Annotated in this window: 14 protein-coding genes and 1 tRNA gene; 7 read left to right on the forward strand and 8 right to left on the reverse strand. The window is 68.2% G+C overall.

Annotated elements, in window-relative coordinates:
• Window positions 1-132: 132 nt before the first annotated feature.
• Genes LWJ43_RS16410 through LWJ43_RS16425 form a run of 4 tightly spaced genes read left to right on the forward strand, consistent with a single transcriptional unit; the run spans window position 133 to window position 3,069 of the window.
• Entirely contained in the window at window positions 133-321 is a 189-nt protein-coding gene (locus LWJ43_RS16410) for a hypothetical protein (protein ID WP_277332980.1), read from the forward strand.
• Window positions 318-956: an aminodeoxychorismate/anthranilate synthase component II gene (locus tag LWJ43_RS16415; protein ID WP_277332981.1), complete on the forward strand. Its 639-nt coding sequence runs from the start codon at window positions 318-320 to the stop codon at window positions 954-956. The genes LWJ43_RS16410 and LWJ43_RS16415 overlap by 4 nt, the downstream gene beginning before the upstream one ends.
• The gene (locus LWJ43_RS16420) at window positions 953-2,314 is read left to right on the forward strand and encodes a class E sortase (protein ID WP_277332982.1); all 1,362 of its coding nucleotides are present in this window, start codon (window positions 953-955) and stop codon (window positions 2,312-2,314) included. The genes LWJ43_RS16415 and LWJ43_RS16420 overlap by 4 nt, the downstream gene beginning before the upstream one ends.
• 26 nt (window positions 2,315-2,340) lie before the next feature.
• Entirely contained in the window at window positions 2,341-3,069 is a 729-nt protein-coding gene (locus LWJ43_RS16425; protein ID WP_277332983.1) for a class E sortase, read from the forward strand.
• Window positions 3,070-3,148: 79 nt separating this feature from the next.
• On the opposite strand, the gene pknB is transcribed toward LWJ43_RS16425, so the two are convergent.
• The 6 genes from pknB to LWJ43_RS16455 all read right to left on the reverse strand — a co-directional run bounded on the left by pknB (window position 3,149) and on the right by LWJ43_RS16455 (window position 11,186).
• Entirely contained in the window at window positions 3,149-5,143 is a 1,995-nt protein-coding gene (gene pknB / locus LWJ43_RS16430) for a Stk1 family PASTA domain-containing Ser/Thr kinase (RefSeq protein WP_277332984.1), read from the reverse strand.
• Between the two features lie 172 nt (window positions 5,144-5,315).
• On the reverse strand, window positions 5,316-6,770 hold the full coding sequence (locus LWJ43_RS16435; RefSeq protein WP_277332985.1) for a peptidoglycan D,D-transpeptidase FtsI family protein: 1,455 nt from the start codon (window positions 6,768-6,770) through the stop codon (window positions 5,316-5,318).
• Window positions 6,767-8,167, reverse strand: a complete 1,401-nt coding sequence (locus LWJ43_RS16440) for an FtsW/RodA/SpoVE family cell cycle protein (protein ID WP_277332986.1) — start codon at window positions 8,165-8,167, stop codon at window positions 6,767-6,769. The genes LWJ43_RS16435 and LWJ43_RS16440 overlap by 4 nt, the downstream gene beginning before the upstream one ends.
• Window positions 8,168-8,188: 21 nt before the next feature.
• Window positions 8,189-9,676: a Stp1/IreP family PP2C-type Ser/Thr phosphatase gene (locus LWJ43_RS16445; RefSeq protein WP_277332987.1), complete on the reverse strand. Its 1,488-nt coding sequence runs from the start codon at window positions 9,674-9,676 to the stop codon at window positions 8,189-8,191.
• Window positions 9,677-9,805: 129 nt separating this feature from the next.
• Window positions 9,806-10,321, reverse strand: a complete 516-nt coding sequence (locus LWJ43_RS16450) for an FHA domain-containing protein FhaB/FipA (protein WP_099173299.1) — start codon at window positions 10,319-10,321, stop codon at window positions 9,806-9,808.
• Between the two features lie 10 nt (window positions 10,322-10,331).
• Window positions 10,332-11,186 (reverse strand): FhaA domain-containing protein, encoded by an 855-nt coding sequence (locus tag LWJ43_RS16455; protein ID WP_277332988.1) that lies wholly within the window; start codon window positions 11,184-11,186, stop codon window positions 10,332-10,334.
• Between the two features lie 314 nt (window positions 11,187-11,500).
• Here LWJ43_RS16455 and LWJ43_RS16460 point away from each other — a divergent pair.
• Window positions 11,501-11,583, forward strand: a tRNA-Leu gene (locus tag LWJ43_RS16460).
• A gap of 467 nt (window positions 11,584-12,050) precedes the next feature.
• Here the strand turns inward: LWJ43_RS16460 and LWJ43_RS16465 are convergent.
• Window positions 12,051-12,662 carry an FMN-dependent NADH-azoreductase gene (locus LWJ43_RS16465; RefSeq protein WP_277332989.1) on the reverse strand — a complete coding sequence of 204 codons (612 nt, stop codon included), beginning with the start codon at window positions 12,660-12,662 and terminating at the stop codon, window positions 12,051-12,053.
• A gap of 156 nt (window positions 12,663-12,818) precedes the next feature.
• On the opposite strand from LWJ43_RS16465, the gene LWJ43_RS16470 reads away from it, so the two are divergent.
• A complete protein-coding gene (locus tag LWJ43_RS16470; protein ID WP_277332990.1) occupies window positions 12,819-13,163 on the forward strand; it encodes a winged helix-turn-helix transcriptional regulator in 345 nt (114 codons plus the stop codon).
• A 28-nt stretch (window positions 13,164-13,191) separates the two neighbouring features.
• Here the strand turns inward: LWJ43_RS16470 and LWJ43_RS16475 are convergent, their stop codons facing one another.
• Window positions 13,192-13,641, reverse strand: a complete 450-nt coding sequence (locus tag LWJ43_RS16475; protein ID WP_277332991.1) for a MarR family winged helix-turn-helix transcriptional regulator — start codon at window positions 13,639-13,641, stop codon at window positions 13,192-13,194.
• Between the two features lie 82 nt (window positions 13,642-13,723).
• Here LWJ43_RS16475 and LWJ43_RS16480 point away from each other — a divergent pair, with 82 nt between their 5' ends.
• The gene (locus LWJ43_RS16480; RefSeq protein WP_277332992.1) at window positions 13,724-14,797 is read left to right on the forward strand and encodes a hypothetical protein; all 1,074 of its coding nucleotides are present in this window, start codon (window positions 13,724-13,726) and stop codon (window positions 14,795-14,797) included.
• Window positions 14,798-14,799 lie beyond the last annotated feature (2 nt).

The following is a 14,799-nucleotide window of genomic DNA, read 5'->3' on the forward strand; positions in this document are numbered from 1 at the left end:
GCCCGGCCCTTCGGTTCCCCCGAGGTGCGCGCGCCCTTGTGGGGCCACGCCCCGGAAGACGGCTTTCCACAGCTGACCCACGTCTGTGCCCCGGCCGTTTAGTCTGGTGCCGTACCGAATGGAGGCAACAGCATGTACGGCTGGATCTGGCGGCATCTGCCGGGCAACGCATGGGTGCGGGGCGTCATCTCGCTCGTGCTGGCCCTGGCCGCTGTCTACGCGCTCTTCCAGTACGTCTTCCCCTGGGCGGAGCCGCTGCTCCCGTTCGGTGACGCGACGCTGGACGGCGAAGGCGCCGGCGGAGCGGGAGCCGGTCAGTGAGCGCACGCGTTCTCGTCGTGGACAACTACGACAGCTTCGTGTTCAACATCGTCCAGTACCTCTACCAACTCGGCGCCGAGTGCGAGGTGGTGAGGAACGACGAGGTCACCACCGCGCACGCCGACGACGGCTTCGACGGGGTCCTGTTGTCACCCGGCCCGGGCACACCCGAGCAGGCGGGTGTCTGTATCGAGATGGTGCACCACTGCGCTCGGAGCGGCGTGCCGGTCTTCGGCGTCTGCCTGGGGATGCAGTCGATGGCCGTCGCGTACGGCGGTGTGGTGGACCGGGCTCCCGAGCTGCTGCACGGCAAGACCTCGCCCGTACTGCACGAGGGCAAGGGCGTGTTCGCCGGCCTTCCGTCGCCTTTCACCGCGACGCGTTACCACTCGCTCGCCGCGGAGCCCGCGACGGTTCCGCCCGTGCTCGAAGTCACCGCGCGCACCGCCGACGGCATCATCATGGGGCTGCGTCACCGTGAAAAGGCGGTGGAGGGCGTGCAGTTCCACCCCGAGTCGGTGCTCACCGAGCACGGCCACCTCATGCTCGCCAACTGGCTCGAACAGTGCGGCGACGAGGGTGCCGTCGCGAGATCGGCGGGGCTCGCCCCGGTGGTGGGCAAGGCCGCCGCGTGACCTCACTCCGCCCCGACTCCGGCCAGGAGGGCCCGTACGCGCAGGGAGCGTACGAGCCCGACGGCACGTTCGAGGCGGCGGTGGAGCAACTCGCGGACCCGCTGAACGATCCTCTGCCGGGACAGCGCACCTCGCCCTGGGGCAGGGGGGAGGCGGGCCGTGCCGAAGAAGAGGCACCGCAGATGCCCCAGACGGCGGCTCAGGGGCCTATGGAGCCCACGGGTGAGTGGTACGACCCGGAGGGGTACCAGAGGGACTGGTACGGGCAGCAGGGGCCGGTGGCCGCTCCCGTGGCCGCCACGATCCAGGGAACCGCGGTGATATCCGGTCCCCCGGCGGCGCCGCCGGTCCCGGCCCCGGCGGCGCCCGGACCCGCCTCCACGCGGACTGCACCCGGCCCGGGCCTCGTGCCGCCCCACGGCGAGGCCGGTCCGGTCCATGACGAGACCGTCGCGCTGCGGACCGCCGATACGCGGCGCGCGTCGCGGCCCGCCGGCTCCGACGGGCCGGACCCGGACCCCGAGCCGCTGCCGACGGGAGGCCGGGCCGAGCGAAGGCGTGCGGCCAAGGGGCGCGGACGACGGCGTGCCGAGCCCCGGCGCACTCCGGAAGCAGAGGCAGGGACGGCGGAGCCCGCGGTCCCGATGTCCCGGCTGGAGGCCCGGCGTGCGGCCCGTGCCGCCAAGGACAGTCCCGCCGTCGTCGCCAGCCGGGTCGTCGGCGAGGTGTTCATCACCTTCGGTGTGCTCATGCTCCTGTTCGTCACCTACCAGCTGTGGTGGACCAACGTCCGCGCCGACCAGATCGCCGGCCGCGAGACCAACAAGATCCAGGACGACTGGGCGAGCGGCGAGCGCAGTCCGGGCGTCTTCGAGCCCGGCAAGGGATTCGCCATCATGCACATCCCCAAACTGGACGTGGTCGCACCCATCGCCGAGGGCATCGACAAGGAGAAGGTCCTCGACCGCGGCATGATCGGTCACTACGGCGAGGGCAAGCTGAAGACCGCGATGCCTTCGGCGGAGCAGGGGAACTTCGCGGTGGCGGGCCACCGCAACACCCATGGTGAGCCGTTCCGTTACATCAACAAGCTGCAGCCGGGCGATCCGATCGTTGTCGAGACGCAGGACGCCTACTACACGTACGAGATGACCAGCATCCTTCCGCAGACGTCGCCGTCCAACGTGGCCGTGATCGACGAGGTGCCCCCGGGCTCCGGCTTCACCGGCCCGGGCAGGTACATCACGCTGACGACGTGCACGCCGGAATTCACGAGTACGTACCGAATGATCGTGTGGGGCAAAATGGTCGACGAACGGCCGCGCAGCAAGGGGAAGCCCGACGCGCTCGTCGGCTGAACATCATCACGACAGGGACGGGTGCGGTGGCAGCGAGGACCGAGCACGAAGAGCGCACCGACGAGCCGGCGGCCCCGGTGCGACGCAGGAGCCGCCATCCCGTCGCGACGACGGTGAGCCTCTTCGGGGAACTGCTGATCACCGCAGGGCTGGTGCTGGGCCTGTTCGTCGTCTACTCGCTGTGGTGGACCAACGTGCTGGCCGACCGTGAGGCGGACAAGCAGGGCAACACCGTCCGCGACCGCTGGGCGGGTGGGCCCGGGGCGCTGGACACCAGGGACGGCATCGGCTTCCTCCATGTCCCCGCCATGAAGAACGGCGAGGTGCTGGTCAAGAAGGGCACCGACACCGAGACCCTCAACAACGGCATCGCCGGGTACTACACGGACCCCGTGAAGTCGGCCCTCCCCGCGGACGCGCAGGGCAACTTCGCGCTGGCCGCGCACCGCGACGGGCACGGTGCCAAGTTCCACAACATCGACAAGGTGAAGAAGGGCGACGCGGTCGTCTTCGAGACCAAGGACACCTGGTACGTCTACAAGGTCTTCGCGGAGCTTCCGGAGACGTCGAAGTTCAACGTCGACACGATCGCCCCGGTGCCCAAGGACTCGGGTGCGACGAAGGCCGGCCGCTACATCACGCTGACCACCTGCACCCCCGTCTACACGTCGAAGTACCGCTACATCGTGTGGGGTGAGCTGGTGCGGACCGAGAAGGTGGACCGGGACCGCACGAAGCCGGCGGAGCTGCGCTAGCACCACGGACGAAGCACGGGGCCCCGGTCACCGCTGAGGTGACCGGGGCCCCGTGCTCGTTGTGGCGGTGCCGCGCGGGTCAGTCCCCCGACGCCCCGCCGAGGAAGCCGCCGCCGCCCCCGCCGTCCCCGCCGCCAAAGGTGGTGAGGGTGACGGTCTGCCCCTTGGGCACCTGGGAGTTGGCCCCCGGGTCGGCCTGCATCACCAGCGCGTTGGGCTTGTCCGACGAGTTGGGCGCGAGCGCGACCACGAGCCCGAGGCCTTCGAGCGTGGACTTCGCGTCCTGGAACCGTTTGCCGACGATGTCGCCCGGGATGGTGACCTGCTCGGGCTGGGCCGGGCCCTTGGACACCTTGAGGACGATCTGGACGTCCTTGGACTGCTTGCTCGGGCCGCCCGGGGTCTGGTCGACGACCGTCCCCGCGGCTTCCTCCGAGTCGACGTCCTGCCGCGACACGTTCGTGAACCCGAGGCCGTTCAGCTGTTGCACGGCCGCGTCGTAGGGCCGGGTGCGCACGTCGGGCATCGGCTCGGTCGCCTCCTTGGCCACCGTGATCGTGACCTCGGTGTCCTTCTCGACCTTCGAACCACCCTCGGGGTCCTGCGAGATGACCGAGTCGGGTGTCTTCTCGGACTCGGCGGTCTCGACGTTCACCGTGAAGCCCTTGTCCTCCAGGGCCTTGCGTGCGCTGTCCTCGGACTTCTCCAGGACGTCCGGCACCTCGACCTTGGGGGCGCCGGTGGAGACGACGACCGTCACGGTCTCGCCCGCCTCCATCTGCTCCTGCGAGCCGGGGGACTGACTGCAGATCTTGTCCTTCTCCTGGGCCTCGCAGGGTTCCTTCGAACCGACCTTCAGGACGATCTCGGCGTTGTCCGCGAGTTTCTGCGCCTGGTCGACCGTCGAGCCGACCATGTTCGGCACGTCGATCTTCCCGCCGCCGCTGTCGCCGTTGTCGCTGAAGACCGTCATGCCGATGAGGATCGCGCCGATGAGCACCAGAACGCCCGCGACGACCAGCAGGATCGTCGAGGTGCTGCTCTTCTTCTGACGTCGGCGGTCCGGGCGGTCGTCGTAGCCGTAGCCGCCGTCGTCCGGGTTGACCGGCGGGAGCATCGACGTCTGGGCGCCGCCCTGGTCCGTCGAACGCAGCGCCTGGGTGGGCTGGTCGTTGCCGTAGCCGTCGTACCCGCCGTAGCCCGCCGCTCCCATGGCCGCGGTCGCCGCGACCGGCTGGCCGTCGAGGCAGGCCTCGATGTCGGCGCGCATCTCGTCGGCCGACTGGTAGCGGTAGTCGGGGTCCTTGGTCAGTGCCTTCAGGACGATGGCGTCCATCTCAGGCGTGATCTCGGAGTCGAAGTTGCTCGGGGGCTGCGGTTCCTCACGTACGTGCTGGTACGCGACCGCGACCGGAGAGTCACCGACGAACGGGGGCCGGACCGCGAGCAGCTCGTAGAGCAGGCAGCCGGTGGAGTACAGGTCGGAGCGTGCGTCGACCTGTTCGCCCTTGGCCTGTTCCGGGGAGAGGTACTGGGCGGTCCCGATGACCGCGGCGGTCTGGGTCATGGTCATCCCGGAGTCGCCCATGGCGCGGGCGATACCGAAGTCCATGACCTTGACCTGGCCGGTGCGCGTCAGCATGACGTTCGCCGGCTTGATGTCGCGGTGCACGATCTGGGCGCGGTGCGAGTACTCCAGTGCCTGGAGGATCCCGACCGTCATCTCGAGAGTACGCTCCGGCAGCAGCTTGCGGCCGGAGTGCAGGAGCTCTCTGAGCGTCGACCCGTCGACGTACTCCATCACGATGTACGGGATGGAGACACCGTCGACGTAGTCCTCGCCGGTGTCGTAGACGGCGACGATCGCGGGGTGGTTGAGCGAGGCGGCCGACTGGGCCTCACGGCGGAACCGTGCCTGGAAGGACGGGTCGCGGGCGAGGTCGGCCCGCAGCGTCTTCACAGCGACGGTGCGGCCGAGCCGGGTGTCGTGTGCGAGGTAGACCTCGGCCATGCCACCACGGCCGAGCACCGAGCCCAGCTCGTACCGGCCGCCGAGGCGACGCGGCTCTTCCATAACTGATCCAGCCCTCTCCGTCAGTCCCGACCGCACCCGTGTGTGGTCCGGCGGTGCGCTGTTCGCGGCATACGCTACCGGGCACGCACTGCTTGATCGGCCCGCACCCGTCAGCTGATATCCGACCGGTATCCCAATGTGCTGGTGTGGACAGAAGTTGTGACGGGAGTCACTACTTTCCGTCGAGTACCGCCTTCATCACGTTCTTGGCGATCGGTGCGGCCAGACCGCCGCCTGAGATGTCGTCCCGGTTGGCGTTGCCGTCCTCGACCACCACGGCAACGGCGACCGGGGAGCCGCTGTCGGTCTTGGCGTACGAGATGAACCAGGCGTACGGCTTCTCGCTGTTGTTGAGGCCGTGCTGCGCGGTACCGGTCTTGCCACCGACAGTGACGCCGGCGATCTGCGCGTTGGTTCCCGTGCCGTCCGCGACCACGGTCTCCATCATCTGCTGCACCTTCTGGGCGTTCTCCGCCGAGAGCGGCCGGCTGAGCTGCTCCTTCTCGTGCGTGTAGATCACGTCGAGGTTGGGTGCCTGGCGCTGGGCGACCATGTACGGCTGCATGAGCTTGCCGTCGTTGGCGATCGCGGACGCGACCATGGCCATCTGGAGAGGCGTGGCGCGGTTGGACGCCTGGCCGATGCCCGCCATGGCGTTCTGCGGCTGGTTGTCCTTCGGATAGACGCTCGCGTCGGCGCGGACCGGGGTGAAGACCTCTTTGTTGAAACCGAACTTGTCGGCCTGCTCGATCATCTTCGCGTTGCCGAGGTCGTTGCTCATCTTGCCGAAGACGGTGTTGCAGGACCAGCGCAGGGCCTCCCGGAGCGAGGCGTTCTCGCAGGGGATGTTCCCCTCGTTCTGCAGCAGGTTGGTCGACAGGGGCAGTCGCCAGGGGAGCGGGGAGTCCGTCTCCTCGTCGATGTCGGTGTAGAGGCCGTTCTCCAGTGCCGCCGCGGCCGTGACGACCTTGAACGTCGAGCCGGGCGGGTAGGTCTCCCGCAGCGCCCGGTTCAGCATCGGCTTGTCCTTGTCCTGCAGGAGCTTCTGCCGGGCGTCGGAGTCCTTCATGGAGTTGCCCGCGAAGACCGAGGGGTCGTACGACGGGGTGCTGGCCAGTGCGAGGACGGCGCCGGTCTGCGGGTCGAGCGCGGCGACGGCGCCCTTCTTGTCGCCCAGCCCCTTGAAGGCGGCCTTCTGCGCGGCGCCGTTGAGGGTGGTGACGATGTTCCCGCCGGTCTTCTGCTCACCGGTGAACATCGACAGGGTGCGGTCGAAGAACAGCTGGTCACTGTTGCCCGTGAGGATGCCGTCCTCGATGCTCTCCAGCTGCGAGGAGTCGAAGGCCTGCGAGGAGTAGCCGGTGACGGGAGCCCACATGGGGCCGTTCTTCCAGACACGCTTGTACGTGAAGTCGCTGTCCGTCGTCTCGACGGAGCCCGTGACGGGCTCGCCGTCGACGATGATGTTTCCGCGTTCGTGGGCGTAGCGCTCGATCTGGACGCGGCGGTTGTGCTCGTTCGCGTTGAGCTCGTCGGCACGCACGTACTGGATGTAGTTGGTGCGGACGAGCAGGGCCAGGACGAGGATCCCGCAGAAGAGCGCGATCCTGCGCAGCGGCTTGTTCACGGTCGGACCACCTGGGTCATCTCGGCGTCCGGGGACGGTGCGGGGGCCGGGGCGGGACGTCGGGCCGTGTCACTGATTCTGATCAGGATGCCGATGAGCGCCCAGTTGGCGATGACGGACGAACCACCGGCCGCCATGAACGGCATGGTCATACCCGTCAGCGGGATGAGTCCCATGACACCGCCGGCCACGACGAAGACCTGGATGGCGAAGGAGCCGGAGAGGCCGATCGCGAGGAGCTTGCCGAAGGGGTCCCGGGCGGCGAGCGCCGTGCGGACGCCGCGCTCGACGATCAGACCGTAGACGAGCAGGATCGCCATCATCCCGGCCAGCCCGAGCTCCTCGCCGACGGTGGCGAGGATGAAGTCGGAGTTGGCCGCGAAGCCGATCAGGTCGGAGTTGCCCTGTCCGAGGCCGGTTCCGAGGGTGCCTCCGGAGCCGAAGGCCATGAGCGACTTCGCCATCTGCTCGCTGGCCGCCTCCTTGCCCCAGCCCGCGAAGGGGTCGAGCCACGCGGTGACGCGGTCCTGCACGTGCGGCTCGAACGTCGCGACGCCCACAGCGCCGGCACCGGACATCAACAGACCGAAGACGATCCAGCTGGTGCGCTCGGTGGCGACGTACAGCATGACGACGAACATGCCGAAGAACAGCAGCGAGGATCCCAGGTCGGTCTCGAAGACCAGGATGAGGATCGAGAACGCCCAGACCATCAGGATCGGGCCCAGGTCACGGCCGCGGGGCAGGTAGAGGCCCATGAACCGGCGGCTGGCGAGGGCCAGCGCATCGCGTTTGACCATGAGGTAGCCGGCGAAGAACACCGCGATGATGATCTTCGCGAACTCACCGGGCTGGATCGTTCCGACGCCAGGGATCTTGATCCAGATCTTGGCGCCGTTCACGGAGGGGAAGAACATGGGGAGGATCAGCAGGACCAGCGCCACCAGCATGGAGATGTAGGTGTACCGCTGCAGGATGCGGTGGTCCTTGAGGGCGATCAGGACGACGACCATCAGGGCGACGCCGACCGCCGAGAACATCAGCTGCTTCGAGGCGGCAGGGGCGAACGTCTTGATCGACTGGAACCGTTCCGACTGGTCCAGTCGCCAGATGAGGGCCAGACCCAGTCCGTTCAGCAGGGTGGCCAGCGGAAGCAGCAGCGGGTCGGCGTACGGGGCGAATCTCCGTACGGCGATGTGTGCCACACCGCCGAGCAGCGCGAGGCCCAGGCCGTAGCCGAGCATGCCCGCGGGCAGTTCGCCGTGGAGGGCGAGGCCCACGTTGGCGTACGCGAACACCGAGATCAGGACGGCGAAGGCGACCAGTGCCAGCTCGGTGTTACGGCGGCTCGGCGCGTCGATCGCGCCGATGGTCGTGGTGTTGGTGACAACGCTCATGTGCTGAAGGCCCCCTACGGCTTACTGCTTACCGCACTGCAGGGCCAGCTTCTTCTCTTCCTCCGAGAGGCTGGGGCCGGGAGTGGGAGTCGCGGTCTTGGTCCCCTTGGCGGGAGACGTGGCGGAAGTGCTGTCGGCGGCGTCGCCGGCCTTGTCCGGGTCCTTGGCGGCGTTGGCGTCCGCCTCGGCCGCGCGGCGCTGTGCGTCCTTCTTGCAGGCGGAGGCCTGCGCGTCGAGCTCGCTGATCTTCTTGCGCGCGTCGGCGAGGTTGCCCTGGGAGATGGTCGCCTCGACCTTCTTGCGCCAGTAGGGCGGCAGATACTTCAGCTCGATCTCGGTGTTCTCCTCGACCTTCGAGAGGGACACCCAGGCGAGGTCCTGGCTGATTCCGCGGTACAACGCGACGTTGTCGTCCTTCGTGCCCACGTAGAACTGCGTCTGGGTCCAGCGGTATCCGCCGTAGACACCTCCGCCGACCACAGCCAGCGCGAGCACGATGAAGAACGACCGCTTCAGCCACCTGCGACGGCCGCGGGGCTTCACGAAGTCTTCGTCGGTGTACGAGTTGAAGGCGTCGTCCGGACCGGAGCCGTAGCCCATGTCGTCACCGCTGCCGGGCGGGCCGAAGCCTCCGGCCGGCGGTGGTACGGGACGGCCGAGGCCCGCCGCACGCCCCGCCGGTGTCTCCATGGCCCGGCCGTCGTTCGCCTGGGCGGCCTGGTTCTCCGCGACCGCGCCGACGACGACCGGGGTGTCGCTGAGCTGCCCGGCCAGGGTGTCGTTGCTGTCGACGTCCAGGACGTCGGCGACGATGCAGGTGATGTTGTCGGGACCACCGCCGCGCAGGGCGAGCTGGATGAGGTCCTGGATGGTCTCCTGCGGTCCCTGGTAGCTGGCCAGGGTCTCCTCCATCGTCTGGTGGGAGACGACGCCGGAGAGCCCGTCCGAGCAGATCAGATAGCGGTCACCGGCGCGTACCTCGCGGACCGAGAGATCGGGCTCCACATGGTCACCGCTGCCCAGGGCCCGCATCAGCAGGGAGCGCTGAGGGTGGGTGGTGGCCTCTTCCTCGGTGATCCTGCCCTCGTCGACGAGACGCTGTACCCAGGTGTGGTCCTGGGTGATCTGGGTCAGGACGCCGTCACGCAGAAGGTAGGCACGGGAGTCGCCGACGTGCACGAGGCCGAGGCGCTGACCGGTCCAGAGCAGGGCCGTGAGCGTCGTGCCCATGCCCTCCAGCTGGGGGTCCTCCTCGACCATGACGCGCAGCTGGTCGTTGGCCCGCTGTACCGCCGTGCCGAGCGACGTGAGGATGTCGGAGCCGGGCACGTCGTCGTCGAGCTGGACGAGGGTGGAGATCACCTCGGAGCTGGCGACCTCGCCGGCCGCCTGGCCGCCCATGCCGTCGGCGATGGCGAGAAGGCGGGGGCCGGCGTAGCCGGAGTCCTCGTTGCCTTCCCGGATCATGCCCTTGTGCGATCCGGCGGCGAAGCGCAGGGACAAGCTCATGCGCACCTCGCCCGTCGGTTCGGGGTACAGCCGGTCTCGAGCCACACTGCCCACCCTCCGGTCGGGAGCCGGGCCGGGTCCGTCGTCAGGACCGCCACGGCTCGCTCGCTCCGCTCGCTCATTGTCGTACTACTTCCGCAGCTCGATGACGGTCTTGCCGATGCGGATCGGCGCGCCCAGCGGAACAGGTGTCGGGGTGGTGAGCCGGGTCCGGTCGAGATAGGTGCCGTTGGTGGACCCGAGATCCTCGACGATCCACTGGCCGTCACGGTCCGGGTAGATCCTGGCATGCCTGCTGGACGCGTAGTCGTCGTCCAGCACGATCGTTGAGTCGTGTGCGCGGCCCAGGGTGATGGTCTGGCCCTGGAGCGCCACGGTGGTTCCGGTGAGCGTGCCTTCGGAGACGACCAGCTTGGTGGGTGCCCCGCGGCGCTGGCGCCCGGACTGCTGGCGCTGCTGAGGCGGCGCTGCTTGTTGTTGGCGCCCTTGCTGCGGGCGGGTGTCAGCGGCAGTACGGCGTGAGCCGCGCTGCGTGACACGTGTGCCGAACAGGTCGCTGCGAATGACCTGGACGGCCACGATTACGAATAGCCACAGAACAGCCAGGAAACCTAGCCGCATGACCGTCAGGGTCAGCTCTGACATTGCCCCCGCTTCACCCTTCGGCTTGCCGGTAAACGATGGTGGTGCTGCCCACGACGATCCGCGAGCCGTCGCGGAGCGTAGCGCGGGTTGTGTGCTGCCCGTCTACCACGATGCCGTTGGTAGACCCGAGATCCTGGATCGTCGAGGGCGTTCCGGTCCGGATCTCACAGTGCCGGCGCGATACGCCGGGGTCGTCGATCCGCACGTCGGCGTCGGTGCTTCGTCCCATCACCAACGTCGGGCGGGAGATCTGATGGCGGGTGCCGTTGATCTCGATCCAGCGCCGCACCTGGGCATCCGGCATGGGGCCGGAAGCGGCCGGCGGGCGCCGGTCGCTGGAAGGGCCGTTCGGACGCCCGGCGCCCTGCGGCGGGGCCGGGGGCATGGGCGGGGCGGAAGCCGGCGGGTAGCCGTAACCGCCCTGTCCTTGCGGTGCGGGCCGGCTCGGCTGGCCCTGGGGAGCGGGGCCGCCGTGCTGACCCTGTGACGAACTCGACGCCAAGGTCCGGCTGCGTACGCGGTAGAGACCCGTGTCGAGGTCGTCCGCCTTCTCCAGGTGGACCTTGATCGGTCCCATGAAGGTGTACCGCTGCTGCTTGGCGTAGTCACGTACGAGGCCGGACAGCTCGTCGCCGAGCTGGCCGGAGTACGGGCTGAGCCGCTCGAAGTCCGGGGTGCTGAGCTCGACGATGAAGTCGTTGGGCACGACGGTCCGCTCGCGGTTCCAGATCGAGGCGTTGTTGTCGCACTCGCGCTGGAGGGCTCCTGCGATCTCGACCGGCTGCACCTCGGACTTGAAGACCTTGGCGAAGGTGCCATTGACCAGACCCTCGAGACGCTGCTCGAAACGCTTCATGACTCCCATGGGGCACCTCCTCCGATGTCGTCGTCCCTGTACTGCTTACTGATCGTATCCACGCGTCGGGAAATCGGCTGGTTCCCCTTGTCTGCACAGTGGATGAGTGTCACCTCTCACACGGATCGTAGAGGTGGCCTCCTGACAGTGTCCCGCACTCCGGGTGCACTCAGGAGGAGTGGGGCCGGGCTTTCCGCGTTCCCGGTTCCCCTCGCGAGTCCGGCGAAACAACGGATGTGAATCCACCCAGTCCAGCGTGCTAATCTTCCGTTGTCGCCAGGCGCTCGCACCACACGGTGAGAGAGTCTGAAAACACCACTCTTGCGCGAGTGGCGGAACGGCAGACGCGCTGGCTTCAGGTGCCAGTGTCCTTAGGGACGTGGGGGTTCAAATCCCCCCTCGCGCACAACGGGTAGTCGCTTGCGGCCACCAGGTTGGTTCGACAGAACCCCCGCACCGGAGAGATCCGGTGCGGGGGTTCTTCGTTGTGCGGTGGACCGTGCCGTGTGTCGGTACGCAGGCCGCGCAGGCGAATTTTCCGCAGACTCTTCGATGTGGCTGATGCCGGCGAGTTCGGGTCGGCGTGCACTTCGGGCGCCTTGTGAGATGACTCCGCTCGCTGTATCGGAAACGCCCGTGATGCGTGGCGGCTCCCTGACGGTGCCGGGCGGACTGGGCGTGCGTCACGGGTGCTGTGATGAAGCACGCACCTGGTGCGGAAGCATGGGCGATGTCGACCGCTGTTTCACGTGAAACACGCCGGATCCGCACCAAAGGGGTGTTTGGCGCGGATCGGCTGCCGGGGCGTCGTGCAGGCGAGTTCGGGCGACTCCGGGCGTGGCTTCAGGCGGCTTCAGGCGACTTCATGCCGCTTCATGCGACGAGGCGTGCCGCGAGGGCCTTGGCCTTCTCCGCGGCGTCGGTGAACGCCTGAGTGCGGGACGCCTCGGCGAGCGGGATGAGCTCGGCCATCTCGGGCTTCGAGTGGGCCAGGGTCAACTCCGGCACGATGAAGTCCACTTCGGCCCCGAGCATGCCGGTCAGTACCTTCTCCAGGTAGTTCTGGACGAACTCGAAGTCCTCGCGCGGGGTGCCCGGGGCGTAAGAACCGCCGCGGCTGGCCACGACAGTGATCGGTGTGCCGGCGACAGGGCCCTCCGGGCCCGCGTTGTGGCCGACGATGATCACTTGGTCCAGCCACGCCTTCAAGGTGGACGGGATGGAGAAGTTGTACATCGGTGCGCCGATGAGTACGGCGTCCGCTGCGGCCAGTTCGGCGGAGAGTTCCCCGCGCAGCGCGTCCTCGGCGCCGGCAGCCACTGCCGATGCGTCCAGGTGGGGCAGCGGGTCGGCTGCGAGGTCGCGGTACACGACCTTCCCGTCGGGGTGCTGCTCGCGCCATGCCGCGACGAAGGCGGCGGTGACCTCGCGCGATGTGGAGCCCTGAGGGAAGACGGCGGAGTCGAGGTGCAGGAGCGTGGCCATGGGGATCTCCGTGGGAGTCGGAAAAGTGACTGCGCAGGCTCCCGGAAGGCGGTCTTCACGACCGTGAGCGCGAGTCCGTTTTTAAGTGCGTAGCTATGTATAACATAGCTGCTTACTTTTAATTAGCTCCCAACGTCGACGCAGTACCCTGGGGTCATGGCGGATCACAGCGAGCAGGCCTGTCGGCGGGTGGATGCGAGCATCACTCGCGTCTTCGAGCTGTTCGGGAAGCGCTGGACGGGCCCGATCGTCTCGGTGCTGATGCGGCAGCCGGTGCACTTCGCGGATCTGCGCCGGGCGATTCCGGGCATCAGTGAGCGGATGCTTTCGGACCGGTTGTCCGAGCTGGGGGCTGCCGGTCTCGTGGTGCGCGAGGTCGACGAAGGGCCCCCGTTGAGGGTCTCTTACCGGCTGACGGAGGCCGGTGCCGCCATGGAGCCCGCGCTCAAGGAGCTCGGCCGGTGGGCGGATGCCTATCTGGGTGAGCCCGGGGGTTGCTGAACGGCCGCTGGAGCCCCGGCTGGGGCTATCAGGGTGAAGGAGATTCCCCCGTCGAGTTGTAGCGCAGCAGGTACTGCGCGAACTGCTCGAGATCGCCCGACGTCCACTCTCCGAGGCGTTCCCTGTAGGCGGCCCGCCGACTGGCCTGGGTGGATGCGAGTGCCTCGGTGCCGGCGGCGGTGGGGTGCAGCACCTGGATCCGCTGGTCGTCCGGGTCGGGGCGACGCTCGACCAGGCCGAGCTTCTCGAGCGTCGCGACCTGCCGGCTGACCGTCGACTTGTCCAGCATGTAATGCGCGGCCAGATCGGTCGCGCGGCAGCCGTGCCGGTAGTCGATGTGCGCGAGCAACGTGTACGGGACCAGTGGCAGATCCGGGTGGAGCCGGGCTGCGGTCGACCGTGCGCGGCGTGCGAAAGCGGTCAGCTCGCGCTGGATGACTTCCAGCGCCTCCTCGCGGTCCCGGGGAGTCTCCGTCACATGGATCACCTTCTCGAAAATGTAGTTGTATGCTACAACGAATGTGGGAGTTGTAAAAGCCAACTATCGGAGGAGTCGTCGAATGTCCGCAGGTCCGAGCTCCGCCTCCGGCTCAACCGCCGGTGCGCTGCGTCATGTGCTCAGTCATCTCGTCACGCCACTGCTGATGTGCGTCGGTATGGGGCTTGCCTATCTGGGTGCCTTCCACGCCCCGGCGCCGCACGACCTGCGGGTGGACGTCGTCGGCTCCGGAGCAAGCGCGCAGGTGCTCGCGCAGACCTTGCAGGACAAGGGGCACGGCGCGTTGAGTGTGCGTACCGTAGCGGACCGCGACATCGCGGTGAACCACCTGAGGACCCAGCAGAGCTACGGCGCCTACGTGCCGGGCGGCGAGCCCGAACTCATGGTGGCCACCGCCTCGTCCGACACCAGCGCGACGGTCGTCCAGAAGGTCTTCACCCAAGTTGCCGCAGCTCAGGGTGCGCCTCTCCAGGTCACGGACGTCGAGCCCACGGCTGACGGCGATCCGACCGGGCAGGGAATCTTCTTCCTGCTGGTGGCGGTCAGTATCGGCTCCTATGCGTCGGTCGCGGTGATAGGCGGCGCGGGCGCGGTGCTGGCGCTGCGGATCAGGGCCGGACTGGCGATCGCCACCTCGCTCGTCGTGAGCGCGATCGGCGCCGCGTTCGCGGGGCCTGTGTTCAACCTCGTGGACCAGGGGCTCGGTGGCCTGTGGGCGATGGCGTGGCTCTACTCGGCGGGCATCCTCCTGATCGGGGTCGGACTGCACACCTTCCTCAAGCGGTGGACCACGCTCGGCGTCATGCTGCTCTTCGTCATGCTCAACTTCACGAGCTCGGGCGGCATCTTCCGGCCCGAACTCCAGCCGGGGTTCTTCGGAGCCCTGCACTCCTTCTGGAACGGTGCGGGTTTCGTCGAAGGGGTACGCAGCCACGTGTACTTCGGTGGGCATGCCCTTGGCGGGCATCTGCTGGTGCTGTTCCTGTGGTTCGTGGCGGGGCTTGGAGTCGTGGTGGTGGCGGGCCTGGCCGAGGCGCGGCGACGCCGCGAGGCTGCTGAGAGGGCACACGACGCGGCCGTCCTGCGCGCCGCCGCCGGAGCCGAGGAGGAGATGGAGGAGGCGGTCGCGGTGTGACC

This window comes from Streptomyces sp. JH34 (genome assembly GCF_029428875.1).
GTDB lineage: Bacteria > Actinomycetota > Actinomycetes > Streptomycetales > Streptomycetaceae > Streptomyces.